Source organism: Endozoicomonas sp. ISHI1 (genome assembly GCF_024606225.1).
In the GTDB taxonomy this organism is placed as follows: domain Bacteria; phylum Pseudomonadota; class Gammaproteobacteria; order Pseudomonadales; family Endozoicomonadaceae; genus Endozoicomonas_A.
This window is the reverse complement of record NZ_JAGRPU010000008.1, coordinates 1-17,245: the sequence shown is the minus strand read 5'-3', so window position 1 is coordinate 17,245 and position 17,245 is coordinate 1. Positions and strand designations below refer to the sequence as shown.

8 protein-coding genes are annotated in these 17,245 nt (G+C 47.8%); 2 read left to right on the top strand and 6 right to left on the bottom strand.

What is annotated here, in order from left to right:
* Positions 1-29: 29 nt before the first annotated feature.
* The 3 genes from KBW69_RS07110 to KBW69_RS07100 form a co-directional block, all read right to left on the bottom strand.
* On the bottom strand, positions 30-10,316 hold the full coding sequence (locus KBW69_RS07110) for a hypothetical protein (RefSeq protein WP_257280451.1): 10,287 nt from the start codon (positions 10,314-10,316) through the stop codon (positions 30-32).
* Positions 10,317-10,597: 281 nt separating this feature from the next.
* Entirely contained in the window at positions 10,598-11,542 is a 945-nt protein-coding gene (locus KBW69_RS07105) for a hypothetical protein (protein WP_257280450.1), read from the bottom strand.
* Positions 11,543-11,696: 154 nt separating this feature from the next.
* Positions 11,697-12,500, bottom strand: a complete 804-nt coding sequence (locus tag KBW69_RS07100) for a hypothetical protein (RefSeq protein WP_257280449.1) — start codon at positions 12,498-12,500, stop codon at positions 11,697-11,699.
* 332 nt (positions 12,501-12,832) lie between these two features.
* Here KBW69_RS07100 and sodB point away from each other — a divergent pair, with 332 nt between their 5' ends.
* Both sodB and KBW69_RS07090 read left to right on the top strand, forming a co-directional pair.
* Complete coding sequence (gene sodB / locus KBW69_RS07095; protein ID WP_257280448.1) at positions 12,833-13,414, top strand: superoxide dismutase [Fe]; 582 nt, start codon at positions 12,833-12,835, stop codon at positions 13,412-13,414.
* A 440-nt stretch (positions 13,415-13,854) separates the two neighbouring features.
* Entirely contained in the window at positions 13,855-14,511 is a 657-nt protein-coding gene (locus KBW69_RS07090) for a hypothetical protein (RefSeq protein WP_257280447.1), read from the top strand.
* Between the two features lie 120 nt (positions 14,512-14,631).
* Here the strand turns inward: KBW69_RS07090 and KBW69_RS07085 are convergent, their stop codons facing one another.
* The 3 genes from KBW69_RS07085 to KBW69_RS07075 form a co-directional block, all read right to left on the bottom strand.
* Entirely contained in the window at positions 14,632-15,093 is a 462-nt protein-coding gene (locus KBW69_RS07085; RefSeq protein WP_257280446.1) for a helicase-related protein, read from the bottom strand.
* Positions 15,068-16,276: an SNF2-related protein gene (locus tag KBW69_RS07080; protein ID WP_368736481.1), complete on the bottom strand. Its 1,209-nt coding sequence runs from the start codon at positions 16,274-16,276 to the stop codon at positions 15,068-15,070. The genes KBW69_RS07085 and KBW69_RS07080 overlap by 26 nt, the downstream gene beginning before the upstream one ends.
* Before the next feature lie 590 nt (positions 16,277-16,866).
* The coding region (locus KBW69_RS07075; protein ID WP_257280445.1) for a transposase at positions 16,867-17,245 on the bottom strand (379 nt) is incomplete at its 5' end.

Below are 17,245 nucleotides of genomic sequence, written 5' to 3'. Positions count from 1 at the left end.
ATTCCTTTACTGCCCTACCTGTATAAAATTTAAACCAGAACCTTGTACAACCTGCTCTGCCTTAACTCACTCTGCCTGAGCATTAACTGCTGCTCACGCTCTGTGATCTTTTTCTGCCCGTTGGCAAATGCGCCAAACTGCTGCATTAATGCCCTTTCAACTTCATCCACACAGTCCCTGAACTCTTTTTGGACCGGGTGCTGGCATAACTTGACGGCACGATTCAGCTCAGTTTGTCTGCCCTTCAGGGAAGCGGCTTGTGCCTGCATACTGTTCAACTGACTTTTGTTGGATATACAGTCGGCTTTAATGCTGAAATGATCTTTGGCAACATCGCAATCCATAATCGCCTGCCTGGAATTCCCAATCAGCGTCCACTGCCCCTGTTGTCCCTTCTTCCTCCATCTGAACTTTTGAAAGGTGGTAGAGACGTCTTCAGGCGGCGTGAGATCCATAGCTTTGATTTTGGTAACACCAACAGTATTCTTGCGTAGAGATAGCTGTAAAGCCGGATCAATATCAACACATTGAGTGATCACGGCCATCATCTGCTTTTCTATTGCAGCAAGATCCAATACTCCCCGATTAATCACGACTTTCATGACAGCCTCCATCATGTGCTGGTAAGCCTTCTGTAGGGTGACTTCCGTTTTCATCGCTTCCTGCACGCCTCCTTCGGCCTTCAGCTTTTCCCTGCTGTTCCCGAGGCTATCGATAATGTCCCTGAAATACTTAGAACCTGAAGCTCTATCCCCTAACTTCTTCACAACATTATAAAGCTCAGTTATTTTCAACTGAGCTTCTTCTAAAGCGACGTCGCTCTGATGAATCAGCTTGGCATTGGTCTCACTCACCATGTCTTTGCCATCCAGCCTGACCCCTTCGCTCTTTAATTGCTCGAAGTAACCGCTGAGGCGCTCACGCATCGGTTCTGAATCCGCTGTTTCAAGCAAATCCTCCTGATACGTTCCCGGCAGAACAATCCGCCTATCCATCGATTTGAGAAAGTTTGTCACTTCTGACTTGAGGCTGCTAGTGACAACAGCAACCGCTTCCGCAGGAATGCCCGCGGCTTTCAAATCCAGGTTATCCACCAGACTGACAGCTTCATTATTCAGCCAGTGATGCTCCTGCGCATAAACTTTATCCAGATGGCTGTTGACCCTGGCCTGCTGCAACGCTTGCTCACAGCTAAGCGTATGATTACTTCTCTCACGATTGGCAACATCAACGGCCACCAGTTCAAGCCATGCATTCTTACAAGCCCACTGGCAGGCTTTCAGGTTAACCAGCTCCTGAAAGGCTGCCTGAGAAAGACCCAGCTCTGCCCACTCCTTTTTACCCAGCTCAGCCAGTTCGTTTCTTATTTGAGGCAGCCTCTCTAAATAACCCTTTCCGCCTTCTTCAGTTTTTTGAATAGGAAACGTCACCGTTTGCTCAATCACTTTTTTCAGAGCAGGAGAGGCATTCTCTATCCCCTCAGGAAACAGGTTATCCTGGCTCGCCATGGAGTCATCCAGGGCTTTCAGAGCCTGAGTAAATGCCTCTTTCTGTTTGTCTGCGCCTTTGATGCCCTCAACCGCATCCAAATCAACGGCCATGAATACCTTCTGAGCCTTATGCAAGTCCTTGCTGTCACGGATAAGACGACCAAGTTGCTGAACCAGATAGTTCTCATTGGCTTCACCACCAGCCTGACCCACCAGCCCGTGAAAAATACCCACCGTCGCACCACCCTGGGGCATGTCAGTGCCCACGGACTGGGCTTTACTCAGGTAACCATCGGTATTCTGCCCCCCCGAACGCCTGAGCTGGGTAATGGTTTCCGAAGAAGCTGACGCTCCCTGCCCATAGATCGGATCGTCCTGATACTGCATCTGCAAATTCTTGTCAGGGTCATAGTAGATGACAGACTTCTGAACGCCACCCATAGCCAGCCGTTCCCGGTTTAAAGTCCGACTCATCTGGTGTGCTTTTGCCGTAGACTCTTCACCCGATTCAGCACCATCAAAGAAAATAATCTGGGGCCGTGGGCCTACCCTGTGCAGAACATCGGTCAGCACCTTGTCCCTGCCCTGCGGGTCGGAGGAACTGAAAAACACCGGTTCAGCCAGCGACAGAAAGTGCCAGAAACGTTGGTTGGTGGTCACCGGGTCTGTCCTTGCCTTGTGACGCACTTCTTCAACACTGCCTGAAGCACTGGCCAGCGCTGCACAATACAAAGTTCCCAAAGTCGCAGAGAGTAAATGCCGGGCTTTACAGCCAAACAGGAATTCTGAATGTTTCAGATTGATACTCCGGGGTTCTACTTCAAAGGCATAGCCAAGCCCATTGATCACCTTCTGAACGGCCTGAGCCACTGATATCGACTCAGCCTCTGTGTGCGGCACCATTTCGCTGTCAAACTCGTCGGCAAAGACCATTGAGTTTCTAAGCAAATCGAGACAGGCATCCAGTTTTGCCAGTATTGCCTGCTTGTCCTGAATGAAACCTTCAGCGTCCAGCAAAGCCTGCTTCAGGTGCATCAGAATCTGGACATCCGTGATCGAAGCTCCCACCGGAACCCGCCCCTGAGCTAACAAAGATTGTCTGTCATCCACTGATGTAGCGGCGGGTAAGCCCAACAGGATATTCTCAACCTCCAACAACCTGGCAACGGATAACTCAGCGGGTGCTGCAAAGCAGGTCTCAAGGTTCAATCGACAATAGTTCTGCCCCTTGCGGGCATAATACTCACGCAACCCTTTGTCCAATTCTGCCTGGTTCGTTTTGGGAGCCATAACAATGACCGAACGGTGCGTGTCAGAGCCCAATTGCGCAGAAGCGTGATCCGTCAACGCCAGTAACAGTGTACTTTTACCGTAGCCGGTGCCTTTGTGAGACAGCATGGCGACCTCATGGCCATTGGCCCATTGGCTGACCCCCTCCAGTGTCACAGCCAGTTCCTCGGCCTGATCGGCTGACAAGACAATATGATGCCTTCTTTCAAAGGACAGAAGCGCCAGGTTTTTGGTATCCAGCAAAATGTTATCGTAACTGCTGATTCTGTTATTGAGATTGCTCTGCCTGGATGCCAGCAGCGCCATATTCAGGTTCCATTCCTGACAACGCCTGATGTACTCATGAGGTTGACTCACCTGTTCAAAGGCGGCAAAGTCCAGGTCCACCAGCTCATGCTGAAGTATCTCAAGCTGCTGACCAATAAGACTGCTTTGCTCAAGATCAATATCCACCAGCATCAATTGGGACATGCGCTTGATAAAGCCGTCAACATCACGACCACCGGGCGCCAGCCCCCTCTCAAAGTTACGAATAGCATGATCCAGCAGCTCGCCATCTGAAAAGCCCTGCAAATCCTCTTCAGAAGCATCGCGAATGTAGCTGACCAAACTTTTTTCCAGAGCTTTTTTCAACTGAAGTGTACGAACACAGTGCTTTCTGTTGTTAACGATGACCTTTTCAAAATTTCTCAGAACCGACTGCCTGTTGATTTTTAACGTTTTCCCATCAGGCATCCCGCGGGGCCCGAGAGTTTGCAACTCGCAACCGGAGTAGACCGAGAGGTTTTTAAAGACCTGTCCCTGAAAAGCATCTTGCTCTCCTTCAAGCGTTTTAATGATGCTTTCAGTAGCACTATGAGCACTATCATCCAACAGCTCTCTCTTCGCTTTCAGAAACGCTTGACCGACGTGGCCAAAACTGGCATTGACAGTAAAGGGCGAAAACTGTTCTGGATGAAAGGTTTCCTGGTGAGCACCGGTTTTCGGCTTTCTTGATTTTTCCTGGGCCACTTTTCTTACTACCGGAAGCTCAACAGGCAGGCTTCTGACACGCCCTTCACAAGGTGAACAGGTAAATGGAGGCTTCAGCAATTGACGGTCCACTTGCTGAACGACGTCCCTGTAACATCCGTCGATTTGCTCCAGGGAAACATTGGGCAGCCAGGCATTTTTCAACGACTCAAGCTCAAGGACTTCGGATGGATACTCTTTGCGTGCCCTGGATGGCGTCGGACTATCCGTCTCCAGTAAACACGCCTTGCTCAGTAAATTCGCCTTAATCAGCTCGGCCCTGGGATTTTCTCCCTGGATGGGAACAGGGATCAGTTGATTGTTCGAGCCCAGCTCATACATAAAGCACTGCTGATCGGAAGGTGTTTTCTGAGCAACCAATATGACGATTTGTCCCGAAGCACTTTTCAGAGGAATCCAGTCCCGCTTTTTTTCTCTTCCTTCAGTGCTGACCTGGAAGGGGATCCGGTAATTGGGATGCTCATGAAGAAAAGCTGGATCCACAGACCAGGTTCGTCCATCCAGCTGAATCTGCCAGTGCTTACCCGCTTTGGAATGAAAAACCAGTGAAGGTTGACATTGGGCACCCTCAGATAATTCAACATACTGGTCGCCGGTAACAAGGCTGGTTTTATGGACAGCCATCTTATTAAAACCATTCATGAAACTGTTTATAAGACAGTCAGGGTTCTGAGTCAGAGCACTGTGCCTGAAGCCAGCCTGAGTCTGCACATGTTCTGAAACATCTAACAGGGGAACCGGCGAATCGGGTTGAAAACAGGCAATTTCGGCTTGATGAGGATGTCCAACAGGTTGGTTTAAATGAACATCATGGGTCACACCTCTAAACTTCTGCTTTGGGTCGAGCCTCGTTTCCTGAGCCAGTAACTCCGTACACTGTTTTTCCAGCTTACGTCTGCGTGTGTCTCTCTCTTTTTCGGTGTTGTAATTCTCTCTGTGTTGCCTGACAGCCATGGTCAGAACCAGTGATCCGGGCCTTTTCAGCTCCCTTTGGATGGTTTTAAGTACCTTTGTCATTGTTGGTGTTGCGGGTAATTGAAATTCATCCCTGATCTGACTGAGTCCTACCAACGAAGCATCGGCGTAGTCAAAATCAACCCATCGCGTTGCCCCTGCCGCCAACTTTGAGGGCCTGAGTTGTTTGACAATACCTTCATGCTGCTCCTGTAAACTGGACAGTAGCGTTAACAGACTGTGACAAATTTGTGGATCCCTGACCATTCGCTCTTCCAGTGAAAGGTCTGCCAGTGTCTTATGACCGCCTCCCAACTGTTCGTCCAGTGTGACTTCAAACTCCGTTTTGAGACTTCCAAGCAACTTTGCTAAAAATACACGACCATGCTCAGGCACACTGCGCCCCAGCCTGGGTGGCAGATGTTCTGGAAGCATTCTCTGAAGTGAGTATTCGTAGTCTCTTAAAGCACGATGTCCTTCATCGGGCTCCCTGATCGTTGCGACTTTTTTCTTCCATGATTCATTCAGACGCTCCGAAGCAGATCTGGCGATAGCGCAAAGGGCATGTGTATAGAACTCCCTGTCCAGCTCTTCCGGATTCTTCGCCAACACAGTACTTATGCTGGTCAACCCTGAATCAACTATGACCTCAGGGTCTTCCGGACCCGCCTGAGCATCAGGCTTTAAGGCTTCAAGAGAGGCTTCAAACCTGTCCACCCGATCCTGAAAATCGTCCTGTCTCCTGGCCAGTATTTGTATGTTGTCCTGAGTCAGGGCTTTAATCCGTTCAATCTCGCGGGTAAAGTCATCAGCAAGAGTTCCATCCGAGGTCAAACCCCGGGCTTTTTGATAGGCTTGCCCGATAGACTTCAGCTCCTTGAGAAATTGCTCATGGAGCAAGATCACTGCTTTTCGGGAACTGCTCTTGCCCGGAAGATGCTCCGGGCTGGTGAAATGATAAAGTTCCTGCTCTTTTTCAATCAGTTCCTGTCCTGAAGCCAGATCAGACCATGCCGTACTCAATTTTTGAATCAGGCTCGGTATAACAAAAGATCCGGGCCCCAGAGAAGTATATTCTTCGCTCTTGACCTCTAAAACGACTCCCCTCAGGTCTGTCCATTTGGGCAAAGAAGCATCTTGAGTGAGGTCAATAACGTCTTCGGCGGATGGATCAACCTGATCAGAAAACAGATCGGATAAAGCGGTTGAACTCACAGACTCCACCTCGGAAAGGTCGTCAGCAGAAGCCGCATCTGACTCATAATCAGAGTCACTAAGATGATCGCTGGCAACCTGAAGTTCAGCCAGCCTGGACTGCAAACTATTTCGTTCCTGCTCAAGATTATTGACAGCCTCTTCAAGTTTTTGCTTTTCCTGATCTCGCTCGTACTGTTCTTTCTCAAGACTCTGGACTAATTGTTGATTGGCTAACTCTTTCTCTTGCAACGCAAACGTATGGATTGATGCTGCCTGTCTGGACTGATCTGTCAGGGTTTTTAATTCAACCTTCAACTCTTCAGCTTCTTTCAACGCCCTATCCTGGCTGATATTGAGATCATCCACTTTAACTTGTAAGCTGCGGGCTTCTTTTTCGCTGCCCCTCAACAAGGCTTCCAGCTCAGCAACCTTTGTATCGAGTATTTTGCTTTGCTCTTCTGCTGTCTCTGAAAGTATTTTAAAGTGATCCTTGTTTTCTTCAGCCAGACGAATCTGGCTTTTAAGATCAGCCAACGCTACTGATTTCTGATTTTGTTCATCGTTAAGCTGCCTTTCCAGAGACTTTAGATTGATTTCTGCTTTTTCAAGACTGCCCTGCAAAAGAGACAGCTCTTCGCTCTGCTTTAAAGAGGCCGTACGGGCTTGATCTCTTTCTTGAGTTAACCTTTTTACTTCGAGCTCCAAGCCATCATATTCTCTGCCCAATGCTGTTGCATCACTCTCCAGACTCAACACCCTGGCCTGACTTTCTTCAAGACTGTTTTTCAAAGCAAGTAACTGTTTGTTAGTCCATTCAATGCTTTGTTCTTTTTGTTCGAGTGTGCTGTCTTTATGAGATAGTTCAAGTTTTGTCTTCCTGACCTCTTCCTGAGATTCACGAAGTTGCTGATCAAGCCCTTGGTTTGTTTCAGTGAGCCTCTCCAACTCAAAGCTATGTTGACTTTTCAGACTTTCGACACTGACCTGAAGGCCATGAAGTTGCCTATTGACCTGATCTCTGTCACGCGCAAGGGCATCGGATTCTGATTGAAAGTGGTCTCTTTTCTTTTCGGTCTCTTTAAGGCGACTTTCCAGCTCAGCCACTCTGGATCTTGACTCCCTGACCTGGCTTTCCCATTGAGTTTTTTCAAACTCGGCCGCATCACTACCACTTCGTAAACTACGCTCAGCTTCCAGAAGTTTTTGCCTGACTTCTTCTCGCTCTTGTTCAATTAACTGAATACTGTCTTGCAACTGAATCACTTTACTGTCATTCATTGCTTTCTCAGCCATCAGCTGCTGCTCCCTACGGGTCAGCTTTTCAATAGAACGACTTTGATCGTCTACTTTCTGGCTAAGCTCAGTCACTTTCTGCTGCTTTTCCTGAGTCCTTTGATTGGCTTTTTCAACCTCACGCCTGAACTCAATCTCTGCTTGTTCAAGCTCACGAACCCTGTCATTCTTTGCTGAGATCGAAGATGACAGTGAGTTCTCCCTGATTTTGGCCTCGGCCAGTTCATCTTCTTTCCCCGCTAGCAGATCCGTCAATCGAGTCACTTCCTGCTGGCTTGACTGAAGTTCCCGATGATAACGCTCTGACGTCTTCTTCAATTCAGGAATAGACTCATCGGCTATGGCAAGACGTTCCATCGCCTCTCTTTCCTTGCTTTTTGCTTCTGCCAATTTACTTTGCAATTTCTCTGAGTTCTGTTCAGCAACTTGTAATTGTCTTATGTGTTCAGTGACTTCTTCTTTCGACGACTGGGTCGCCCTTTCAGCCAACTCAAGCTCTCTGCGAAGTGCTGCCAGTGATGATTCGAGTTTCACTTTCTCCTCTTCAAGCGCATCGCTCCCGACCATCAATTCCTGAACTTTTTTCCTCTCGGCCACCAGCTCCTGATCTCTTTGTGAAAGGTCATGCTCTTTTGAGCGAAGATCTTTCTCAAGGTCGACTATTTTTTCCCTCAGTTCACGCTCAGTGCTCTCTAGCCTTGACTGTAACTCATCCAGTGCTGTCTCTTTGGCTGTGAGCTGAGCCTGCACCATCTGCTCAGAGGTTTTGGCTTTTTCGACTTCTGACTCTAAATTCGCTTTTTCTTTTTGATGGTTTTGTTCTGCAAGGCTCAGTTGCTCTGCGATCAACGCCATCTCAGCCTGATGAGTTTCACTTTCCTGCAAACCCTTATTCTGAACCAGCTGCAGACTCTGTACTTGCTCTTTCAGAGAAGTGACCTCATCTCTGGCTTCAGCCAACTGCACATTCAGTTCTTCCAGGCCTTTTAAGTCTCTGTCATAGTTCAGCTGCAAAGCTTCGAGCTCAGATTGTTTAGTCAACAACAAGGCTTCAAGCTTCGCTTTTTCTTCCAGAGCCTGACCCTCTATAAATTCCTTACCGCGTATCTGATCTTTGTGCTCAATGAGGGTTTGTTGCAAAGCGCTGATTTCATCGTCGTATTTCTGTCGTTCCAGATGAATCTCTTTTAATGACCGGGCTTTTACAGCAAACTCTGACTGCTGTTTCTGAAGCTCTTCTAACTTTTCCTGAAGATCCCTTTTGGTATCCCTCAATGCTATTCTCAGATCTTCTTCACGAGCAAGCGCACCCTTATGGTCTCCTTCAAGGGTAAAAAGTGATTGCTCTGCTGAATGGGCTCTGCTGTTTGCCGCCTCAAATTGCCTTTGAAGCTGATCCAGCTCTTGCTTATGGGTTTCTTCGATATGATTCAGCTGCTCTTCCAGTTTCCTCGCCTTTTCTTCAACCTCTTTTTTCCTGCCAGTGACCTCAACATGAGCCAGAACCCAATGATCATGATGCTTTGTCAGCTCTTTCACCTGCGTCTCAAGTTGCTCTACTCTTTCAGAATCGGCTTGCTTTGACGCTTCAAGCCCCTGCTTGAGAGCCTGAATTTCAGAGTGCAGCAAACCATTTTGCCTGAATAAATCAGCTACTCGCTCTTCAGCATTTTGATAGCTCCGCTGAAGCTCTGCCAGCCTGGCTCTTTCCTGTTCCAAATCATTTTCAAGTGCCCGATAGCTATCCAGATACTCCTGCTGAAGTTGCAGTGCCAGCTGATTCTTTTGTTCCAGAGCTGAAACAGCCTGCTGACCCAATTGCTGATGGTTCTGATGGGCGGCCTGAAGTTGACTTTGCAGACTGTCTATCTGTTGACCAGAAGCATCAATCTGAGTCTGGAGTTGTGAAATTGTAACGCCATTTTCAACCAGCTGTTGGTTTTGCTCGTTCATCTTGACTTGAAGCTGTCTGTTCACAGCTTCCAGCTCACCCAGCCAATCATCGGGATCGGGCGTTTCTGAACTCGATAATTCTCTGCTTTCAACAGAAGAATCATGGATGTTAACTATCCGGTGCTGCTTCTGACGTAATTGATGATCCCTTTGCTTGAGCTCGTCTCTTAATTCGGTGTGCTCTTTCTCAAGCTCACTGAGTCTTTCAGAAAAATGTACTGGCACTTTCCCTTCTTTCTGTTTAAGCGCTTCTACCTCATCTGTCAGTTCAGCCAACTGCTTACGAGTCTGCTGTAGCTCAGAGCCTAATGCTTCTTTCTCTGTTCTTAGACCGCTCAGTTCCTGCTGAGCCCTTGATAACTCGAAACTTTGAGGCGATAGAGCGGGTCCATCTGGCGGTCTGGGAGTTGCAAGTTTGGGCACCAACGGTGGCATGCCCAAACTATTCTCTGAAAAGATGACATCAAGATCTCGAAATGGATCATTGTCTTGAGGGATAGAAATCTCTTCAGAATGTGTTAGCCCGGGGGATTGCTGACAGTAGAACTCAGCGAGAGCCAGAACCTCACGATGCATTTTCTCCAGCTTATGTCTCTGCAACAGTCCCCTTTTCCAGGCTTCCTTTGATTGACCATTCGCTGTGATTGCATCGGCAACACCGTTCTCCATGACCTCAATCTGATGAATCATGGACCGGGCCATGGCCAGAGTCATTATATGCCCATTGTTGTCACCCAGGGCACATTCTGTCTGTTCGGAGTTAGCAGGCACTTTAAATCGCCAGCCCAACTCATCATGAAGCCTGCTCACACGTTCAGCCATCTGCAGTCTGGTTTTTCTGCAGGCCTTTTCCACCATCTCCGGCCTAATGCTTTCTCTGAGCCTGAAAAGAGTATGCTCAGGAACCGGGCTGATTGGGTGGACAGAGGCTCTGCAAACCATGCTGAAGGGTTTTGGAATCGAAGGTGCGCCAACTTCGACACGGGCGATATCCCTGTTTCCAATAGCGGTTGTGATCGGACGATTGCCCTTTTGAAGCCTGTTTGGCAGCTGAATCGAACCCACACCATGACTTATCTGCTCCTCAGAAGTCTGGGAGTCGTGCATTGATGTACTGTTCAGGTGATGGCTATGGGATGGGCCAATGCCACTGCTTCTTGAATCCATGCGGTCTACAACATCCGTTGAAAAACAACACAACTGCCAAGAAACAGCTCAAATTCCGGCACCTAAGATGCTGAATTCATACCCGTAGGATGAATTCACAATTTAAGATTAGCAGTGGGTTTCTATGGAGTTTTGCATTCCGGTGGCTTGAAAGCACAGCTCGTCAATGGGTGACTCTATCGCCTTTAAGGCATCGAAGCAGCATCAAAATGTCGGTATTATCAATTGGGTTGCCCTGACATGGCTTTGGTCGCCTTGCTCATAAGTTCAATAAAATAGGGAAGCAAGATCTGGTTGACTTCTGCCAGTGACGTCGTATCCAACCAGTCCGGGCCATTCGTGCGCCTTAGTTTCTCAAGCTCTTTCCAGCTCAAAGTGCAGGAGCCCAGACTAATAAAAGGTTTCTGCCCGCCATTACCCGGAATGACCCAGTCAAAACGAACCTTGCCAAGATAGGGCCTGATACTTTTTTCTCTCACAAAAAGCGGCTGCCTGGTAATAATTCTGGAATTGGCAGAATAACGTGCACTCAGCAGGGCGTCAGAATTAAACAATTCACCGGAACTTATAATCATGTATTTAATGTACGAATGAGACTTATACCAGCGCCTGAGCCGAGCTTCATCATAAACAGTACTTTCTCCCCCTAAACCGGCATATGACAGCCACTTTTTAAACTGGCAGCTGTCGATCTTACGGGTCATGTTTACTGGACAGGTATGTTCAATGCTGGATAAAAGGGTCTGATAAAAAGTCAGGCTGTCGCCAGCCCCGGCTAGTAGAAATTGAGATCTGAGAACCTGATAAATTCGCACACTGTTTTCCAGATCTGGCGACAATGTCAGATCACGGGCCACCCTGATAACAGGAACCAACAAACCCTCTGGTTTTGATTCCAGAAGAGCCATAAGATCTGCAGAAAATAAGCACTGCCCAGTCAGGGTCATATCTTCGTGAGGTACCAGAGACTTAAGGGCGGAGTGAGAGTTCTTGACCTGCCATTGATGAAAGTAAGTCCAGTCTGATGGTTTCTCTACGACAGTTTTAACGGACTCGGAAGTGTCTGGTTTACTCTCAAACCAGTCTAATAGTGTGCAGGAAGAGGTCATGGTTGCCATCGCAACCAACAGACATAACCGCCCTGTCATGGGAAAAAAGCCCATCATCGACCCACAACTCCGAAAAGGATTATTATTCTTAAATGTAGCCAGTTTAAAATGGCATCTCGCTTTTCATTGAATGGAAGGCAGTTTCCAGAAGCTGTTAGGGTGTTGTTTTGAACTTATCAGCTTCTGTAACCAATTGTTCCGGCAGTGAGGATTATTCCAGACCGAGACCTTCCCCGGGTGGATGTGTCAGACCTCTGACAGTATCCTCCAGTTGCTGCAGTTTGCGGTTGACCTGCACCCGGAATGAGTCAACGGCTTTAACTGCCTGCTGCTGATCCTCCACTTTCCTGATAAGTTCAGCCTGAAGCGTTTTCTGGTCAGCCACCTGCTTTTTCATTTCGGCAAACTGTTTTTCAAACTTCTCAAGACTGTCTGTCATGACACCCTGAGCGGCCACTTGCTCACTGCTGATGGCTTTCATTAACCGATCCATCTCACGCGTACTTTTCTGCAACGCGCTCAGTTGGCGAGATACTTTATCTGCTGTTTTGCCCGCTTCCTCTGCTTCCTTAAGCGCTTTAACAACATTATCCTTATTGATCAGGATCCACTGCCGGTTTCGCTTGTTTGAAACGTCCCAGAGCTTGCGAATTTCAGAACTCACTACTTCCAGCTCTGATCTCAGCGCTGAGCCACTCTGATCAAGGTTTTGACCGGTAGCAGTGACCTCTCCGGTCACGGTACTCAGTTTTTCCTGCGTGGCCTTCAGGGCCTGTCGGGTATCGGCCAGCTCCTGTTGCACCTGTTTGAACTGCCAGACGCCACCGGCTCCCAGCACAATAATCATGACCATTGTGAGCCAGGCCAAGCCATTTCCACTTTTACCTGAGGGACTACTCCCTTTCTTGACGGTAGGCTTTCCGTCAGTAGCCGCGGCTTTCCTGCGTCCCGGGCGCTCGTCTGCTGCAATTGAGAAATCCGGTATATCGTTGATTGCCTTATCCTCTTCTCTCATGGGTTTCTCATCTGTCTCTATTCCACTGTGGGCATTTATTCGCCAAGGGTCGTTGAGGCGCAATATTACTATGAAAAGGAGAACAGAATAACAGTAACAGAGTTAATAATCGCCGCTGAAAACCCGGAAAAGCACGGAAAGCATCTATCACAATCCGAAAATATTCGACGCTCAATACCATTCCAGGTATTTTTCTAACACCCAGCGGTTGAAGAGATATCAAAAGCCCCAAGACTATCCACCACATAGATTCGTAATCGAACCAATGTTAATATCGTCGCGCGAGATGAATCAGGTCAAACAAGACCAACCCTCAAGTGGAGAACGACAAGATGGCTTTTGAACTTCCTGCACTGCCCTATGCGCGCAATGCACTGGCTCCTCATATTTCTGAAGAGACTCTGGACTTCCACTATGGCAAGCATCACAAGACCTACGTTGACAAGCTGAACGGTCTGGTCGCGGGTACCGAGCTGGAAAGCAAGAGCCTGGAAGAAATCATCAAGACTTCTGAAGGCGGCATCTTCAACAACGCTGCTCAAATCTGGAACCACACGTTCTACTGGAACTGCCTGAGCCCTAACGGTGGTGGTGCTCCTGCCGGTGAACTGGCAGAAGCCATCAACAAAGCTTTCGGTTCTTTTGACGATTTCATTGCTGCATTCAATGACAAAGCGGTTAACAACTTTGGCTCTTCCTGGACCTGGCTGGTTAAAAACAGCGACGGTTCCGTAGAAATCGTCAACACCAGTAATGCCGGTACTCCTCTGACGACCGACCAGAAACCACTACTGACCTGCGACCTGTGGGAACATGCCTACTACATCGACTACCGCAATGTGCGTCCGGAATATCTGAAAAATTTCTGGGCACTGGCAAACTGGGACTTTGCTGCGGCTAATTACGCTGGTTAAGATTCTGATTGTCAGATACCCAATCAGGTTGGCAATTGCCACAACGTGTTGGAGATACCGACACTTAAGTTAGCTATCAGGATTGACTGTTAATCTGTACCGTCTGCTAGTTCATTAGCAGACGGTATTTTTTTGTGCCTAATAAATGGGAAAAAAATGAGCACCGTGTAATAGGCTATGGCTCAGGTTGACTGACATCCTCATTTTCGTTAAAGCCTACCTTGTTGACAAAATGCTCTCGTGCTCAGAAGGTAGCATGTAGCGAGCTGTCCACTCCCCGGGTTCGATTTAAAAGTAAGCTATCCTACAATGTCGTTGCCTGAACATTTGCCCCTTATCGGATTGCGTTTTCAGCACCGGTGATATCAACTCCTTTCTCAAGGATCACCATCTTTGCCAAAGGTAAGTCTCAAACTTTCCAGCTATAGAGTACACACACAATGAACAAGTCTATTCTTTTTGAAATACTCAATAAAAAAACCCAGACAGAGCTTTTGAACCTACTGGATAACGCGTGGGAAACCATGTCTACTAACCAGCGCGACACTATCTTTAGTGGCCTTATGTCAAAAGAGCAGTTTTCATTCCCGGCATCAGCAGATCACACTCTCAAGGCAGTAAAGGCCTTTCAGAAATGCTCTCTGGATGGTGACTACTATGCACCCTTTGATATTAACTCCAGGAACTATATGGACATTCCCGAGGAGACAGATGCCTGGTTCGCAAAACTTGACGAGTTATTTATTGAGTCAACGAAACTGGTCAGACAAGAGGAGTACCAAGTAGCCCTTGAGTGCTTTGATATTCTCTATGAGCTGCTTGAGGGCATTGTAGATGATGAGATCATCTTTGCTGACGAACTGGGCTCATGGATGTTTACCGGTGATGAGAAAGCTTACTTTACCGCCTATATCCAGACAGCCGCGGCAACCTGCTCTGATGAAGACTTTGTCGATAAGGCCATATTTGCTCTCCATGAAGACAGTGACCGCTCCTGCTCTCTGAAGCTCTATTCAGTTATCAAGACCATGGCCAGTCCATTACAGATGGCCATGGTCGATCAACAGGTAAAAGCGAGAAAGATAAAAGTCGCATAATCATTGACTACCAGAGTCTGAATACCTCTGACAATCTAACTATGCAGTTAACCTATAGGGTTCAACCGGGACTCCAACTATTTCCAGTTCATGATTATTTTCTGATTCATGACACTTGGGTCAGACTGCTGATATATCAGCTACCAACCACCCCTTACTCAAAATTTCTCTCCGCTCATCCGACGACAGCACCGTCTGGCAGGATTCCCAATCAATGTTCTCCACCCGGCTGTACTTTTCATCAAAGGGATGCTGGCGTCTCACTCCATCGATCAGCTTTGTGGCTTCCTGTACCTCTCCCAATGCAACATCAACCCACACATCTTCAAGTACATCAGGAATCTGGCCAAACAGTCCGTGAATATCCTCCAGACGATCTGATAACAGCTCATGCACCCGGTCTTCGACTGAACCACGGTATCTCATATTCAGTATTTTGACCGTATTGCGAATCTGACCAATTCTCTGGATACGTCCCTTTCTCTGTTCAAGGCGAGTTGGGTTCCACGGCAAGTCAAGGTTGATCAGGGTTCCTAACCTTTGCAGGTTAAGTCCATCACTGGCTGCATCTGTACCCAGCACCAATCCTAACCCACCAGATCATGGAGTCAGAGATGGAGAGATTTTCGACATCATCCTCATCTTCCAGACAAGCTGAAAAATCCTGCTCATCGCCAGAGCCAGCCCACTCGCTAAGCAGCTTATCCACCGTTCTTTGTCCAGCGTAGAGCGTGCTTCCTATTCTCCTCAGCAACAGGGTCTTGAAGAAACCGGCCCCTTTAGCTCTTTTGCTTAATGCCTCTGAAAACTCCTCTGCTTTCTCATAAGCCTTCTGGAAGTAAAGAGGTAATGAGATAGAGTCTTTCTCTCCCTCACCAAACAATTGGACCTTGACCGGCTGCAGGTAGGGCTCGCCAGTTTCCGGGTCAATGGTAGCTTCCAAATAGTCCCGGGTGCGCCGAATGATTTGTCTGATAAAGGGGTTATGCTGTCTCCCATAGTCCGGAAGAACCCGGCGAAGCTTTGTTTTGTCAGGTCCACGCAACTGATTGAAGCTGGCAGCATCGGCAACATAATCACCCGGTTGCATGTGCAGCCGTTTTCTTAGATCCCTGAAAGATCGGTGCTCCTCAGCTTGTGGTAACGGATTTCTGACCCAACTCCAGGCCAAAGCTTCGTCGACAGATATTTCCATATCGCCCATCACCATGGGTACAGCTCTGTCAGCCTTGCGCCATTCGCTCCAGGCATCACCCAGAACTTGATCACTACCCAAGGCAAGAATGCTTAACAGATCAAAAGCTTCAACCGGATGCAGCTGAACCGGGGTTGCCGTGGCCAACAGCATACTTTTGGTTCTTTGGCTGATTTCAGAGCCGGATGTAATCAGCCCCTGAGATACTATGCCAAGTTTCCTTGGACATTTAAGAATACTTTCAGGTCCTGTTGAGGGCCAGGAGATACCCTGCTCATCCAGCCACTGTTTGCCTGTCCAGATGGCAGATGGCATATCCAGCAGCTCCATCAATTCATCCTGCCATTGCAGGGTCAAAGGCTTGGGGGCAATAACCAGCACCGGCTTATTTCCCTGAAGAGCCATCAGCATCCCAGCCAGCGCCAACTGCACAGTTTTACCCAGCCCTACCTGATCAGACAGAATATATCTGGCCCCGCCTTTTTGGTGATCATCAAATGCTTTTTTGACAAAATATTTCTGGTGGGACCAGAGGCCGAACTCTTTACGATAGACAGGCGTTTCGACAATGGCAGGAGCCGGATCAATATGAGGCTCTGTTTGCCAGGTCGTCCTGTCTAATTCAACTCGCTCAGAAATCCGTTTTATATCAGCAATAACAAAATCACTAAGAGGCGATAAGGTTGTATATTGCAGTGACTATATGCTGAGGTTCTAATGCGTGCGCTTCAAAATGTTTCCGGTGATAAAACTTGATCCGTCGAACAAAGTAGCCACCATCCACAAAAAAAGCGATTTTCTGCATTACATACCCCTAAACGCAAAAAACCTGCAACCGTGGCCACTCGCTACGTATTAGAATGGGCACCGTTGCAGGTCTGTGACCTAACATATAGCAACTTGATCGGAAAACGCAAGCTGCTAAAAACTGCAATGGGTCAGATTTAACCGTTAGTATTCTCCAGCGCACCGGCCAGTGCTTTAGCGGCTTCGGCATCAGCCTCCCAGTGTTCCAAATGGTCAATGTGCTCCATTCGGCTGAGGTAGCGTAATACTTCAATCAACTTTTTCCGTTCATTCCAGAAGTTTTTCAGCTCTGTCTTCAGATAGTTAACACCGCTACCAAAAATCTAACATAATCTGTAATTATGTAGACTTATCTACGCCGTCACCGTGGATGCACGACGAATCGTGTCTAACTCCACTCTTGCGTAGGGTTTAACGTCGAGCTGTAACGTGTCTCGACCATAATTATCAAGGTTCAAACTCGCACTGTAATCTCTGTTATGCAGAGTTTTACATTTTGGACAACGCCACTCACGATCAGACAGGGTGAGATTGTCGTTTACGTAGTCGCAAGTATGAACCGCACACTTCTTCGAGCTGGGAAAGAACCGATCTGCAATCACAACCTGACATCCTCTCAGCTCTGCCTTGTATTCAACAAGTTCTCTCAGCTTACCGAAACCTGCGTCACTGATTGCTCTTGCCAGTTTGCGGTTTTTCACCATGCCTTTTACATTCAGATTTTCGATGGTG

What these genes read in the sequence shown, in the direction of transcription:
- KBW69_RS07110 (WP_257280451.1), bottom strand. Translation starts at nt 10,316, where the DNA reads ATGCACGACTCCCAGACTTCTGAGGAGCAGATAAGTCATGGTGTGGGT.
- KBW69_RS07105 (WP_257280450.1), bottom strand. Translation starts at nt 11,542, where the DNA reads ATGATGGGCTTTTTTCCCATGACAGGGCGGTTATGTCTGTTGGTTGCG.
- KBW69_RS07100 (WP_257280449.1), bottom strand. Translation starts at nt 12,500, where the DNA reads ATGAGAGAAGAGGATAAGGCAATCAACGATATACCGGATTTCTCAATT.
- sodB (WP_257280448.1), top strand. Translation starts at nt 12,833, where the DNA reads ATGGCTTTTGAACTTCCTGCACTGCCCTATGCGCGCAATGCACTGGCT.
- KBW69_RS07090 (WP_257280447.1), top strand. Translation starts at nt 13,855, where the DNA reads ATGAACAAGTCTATTCTTTTTGAAATACTCAATAAAAAAACCCAGACA.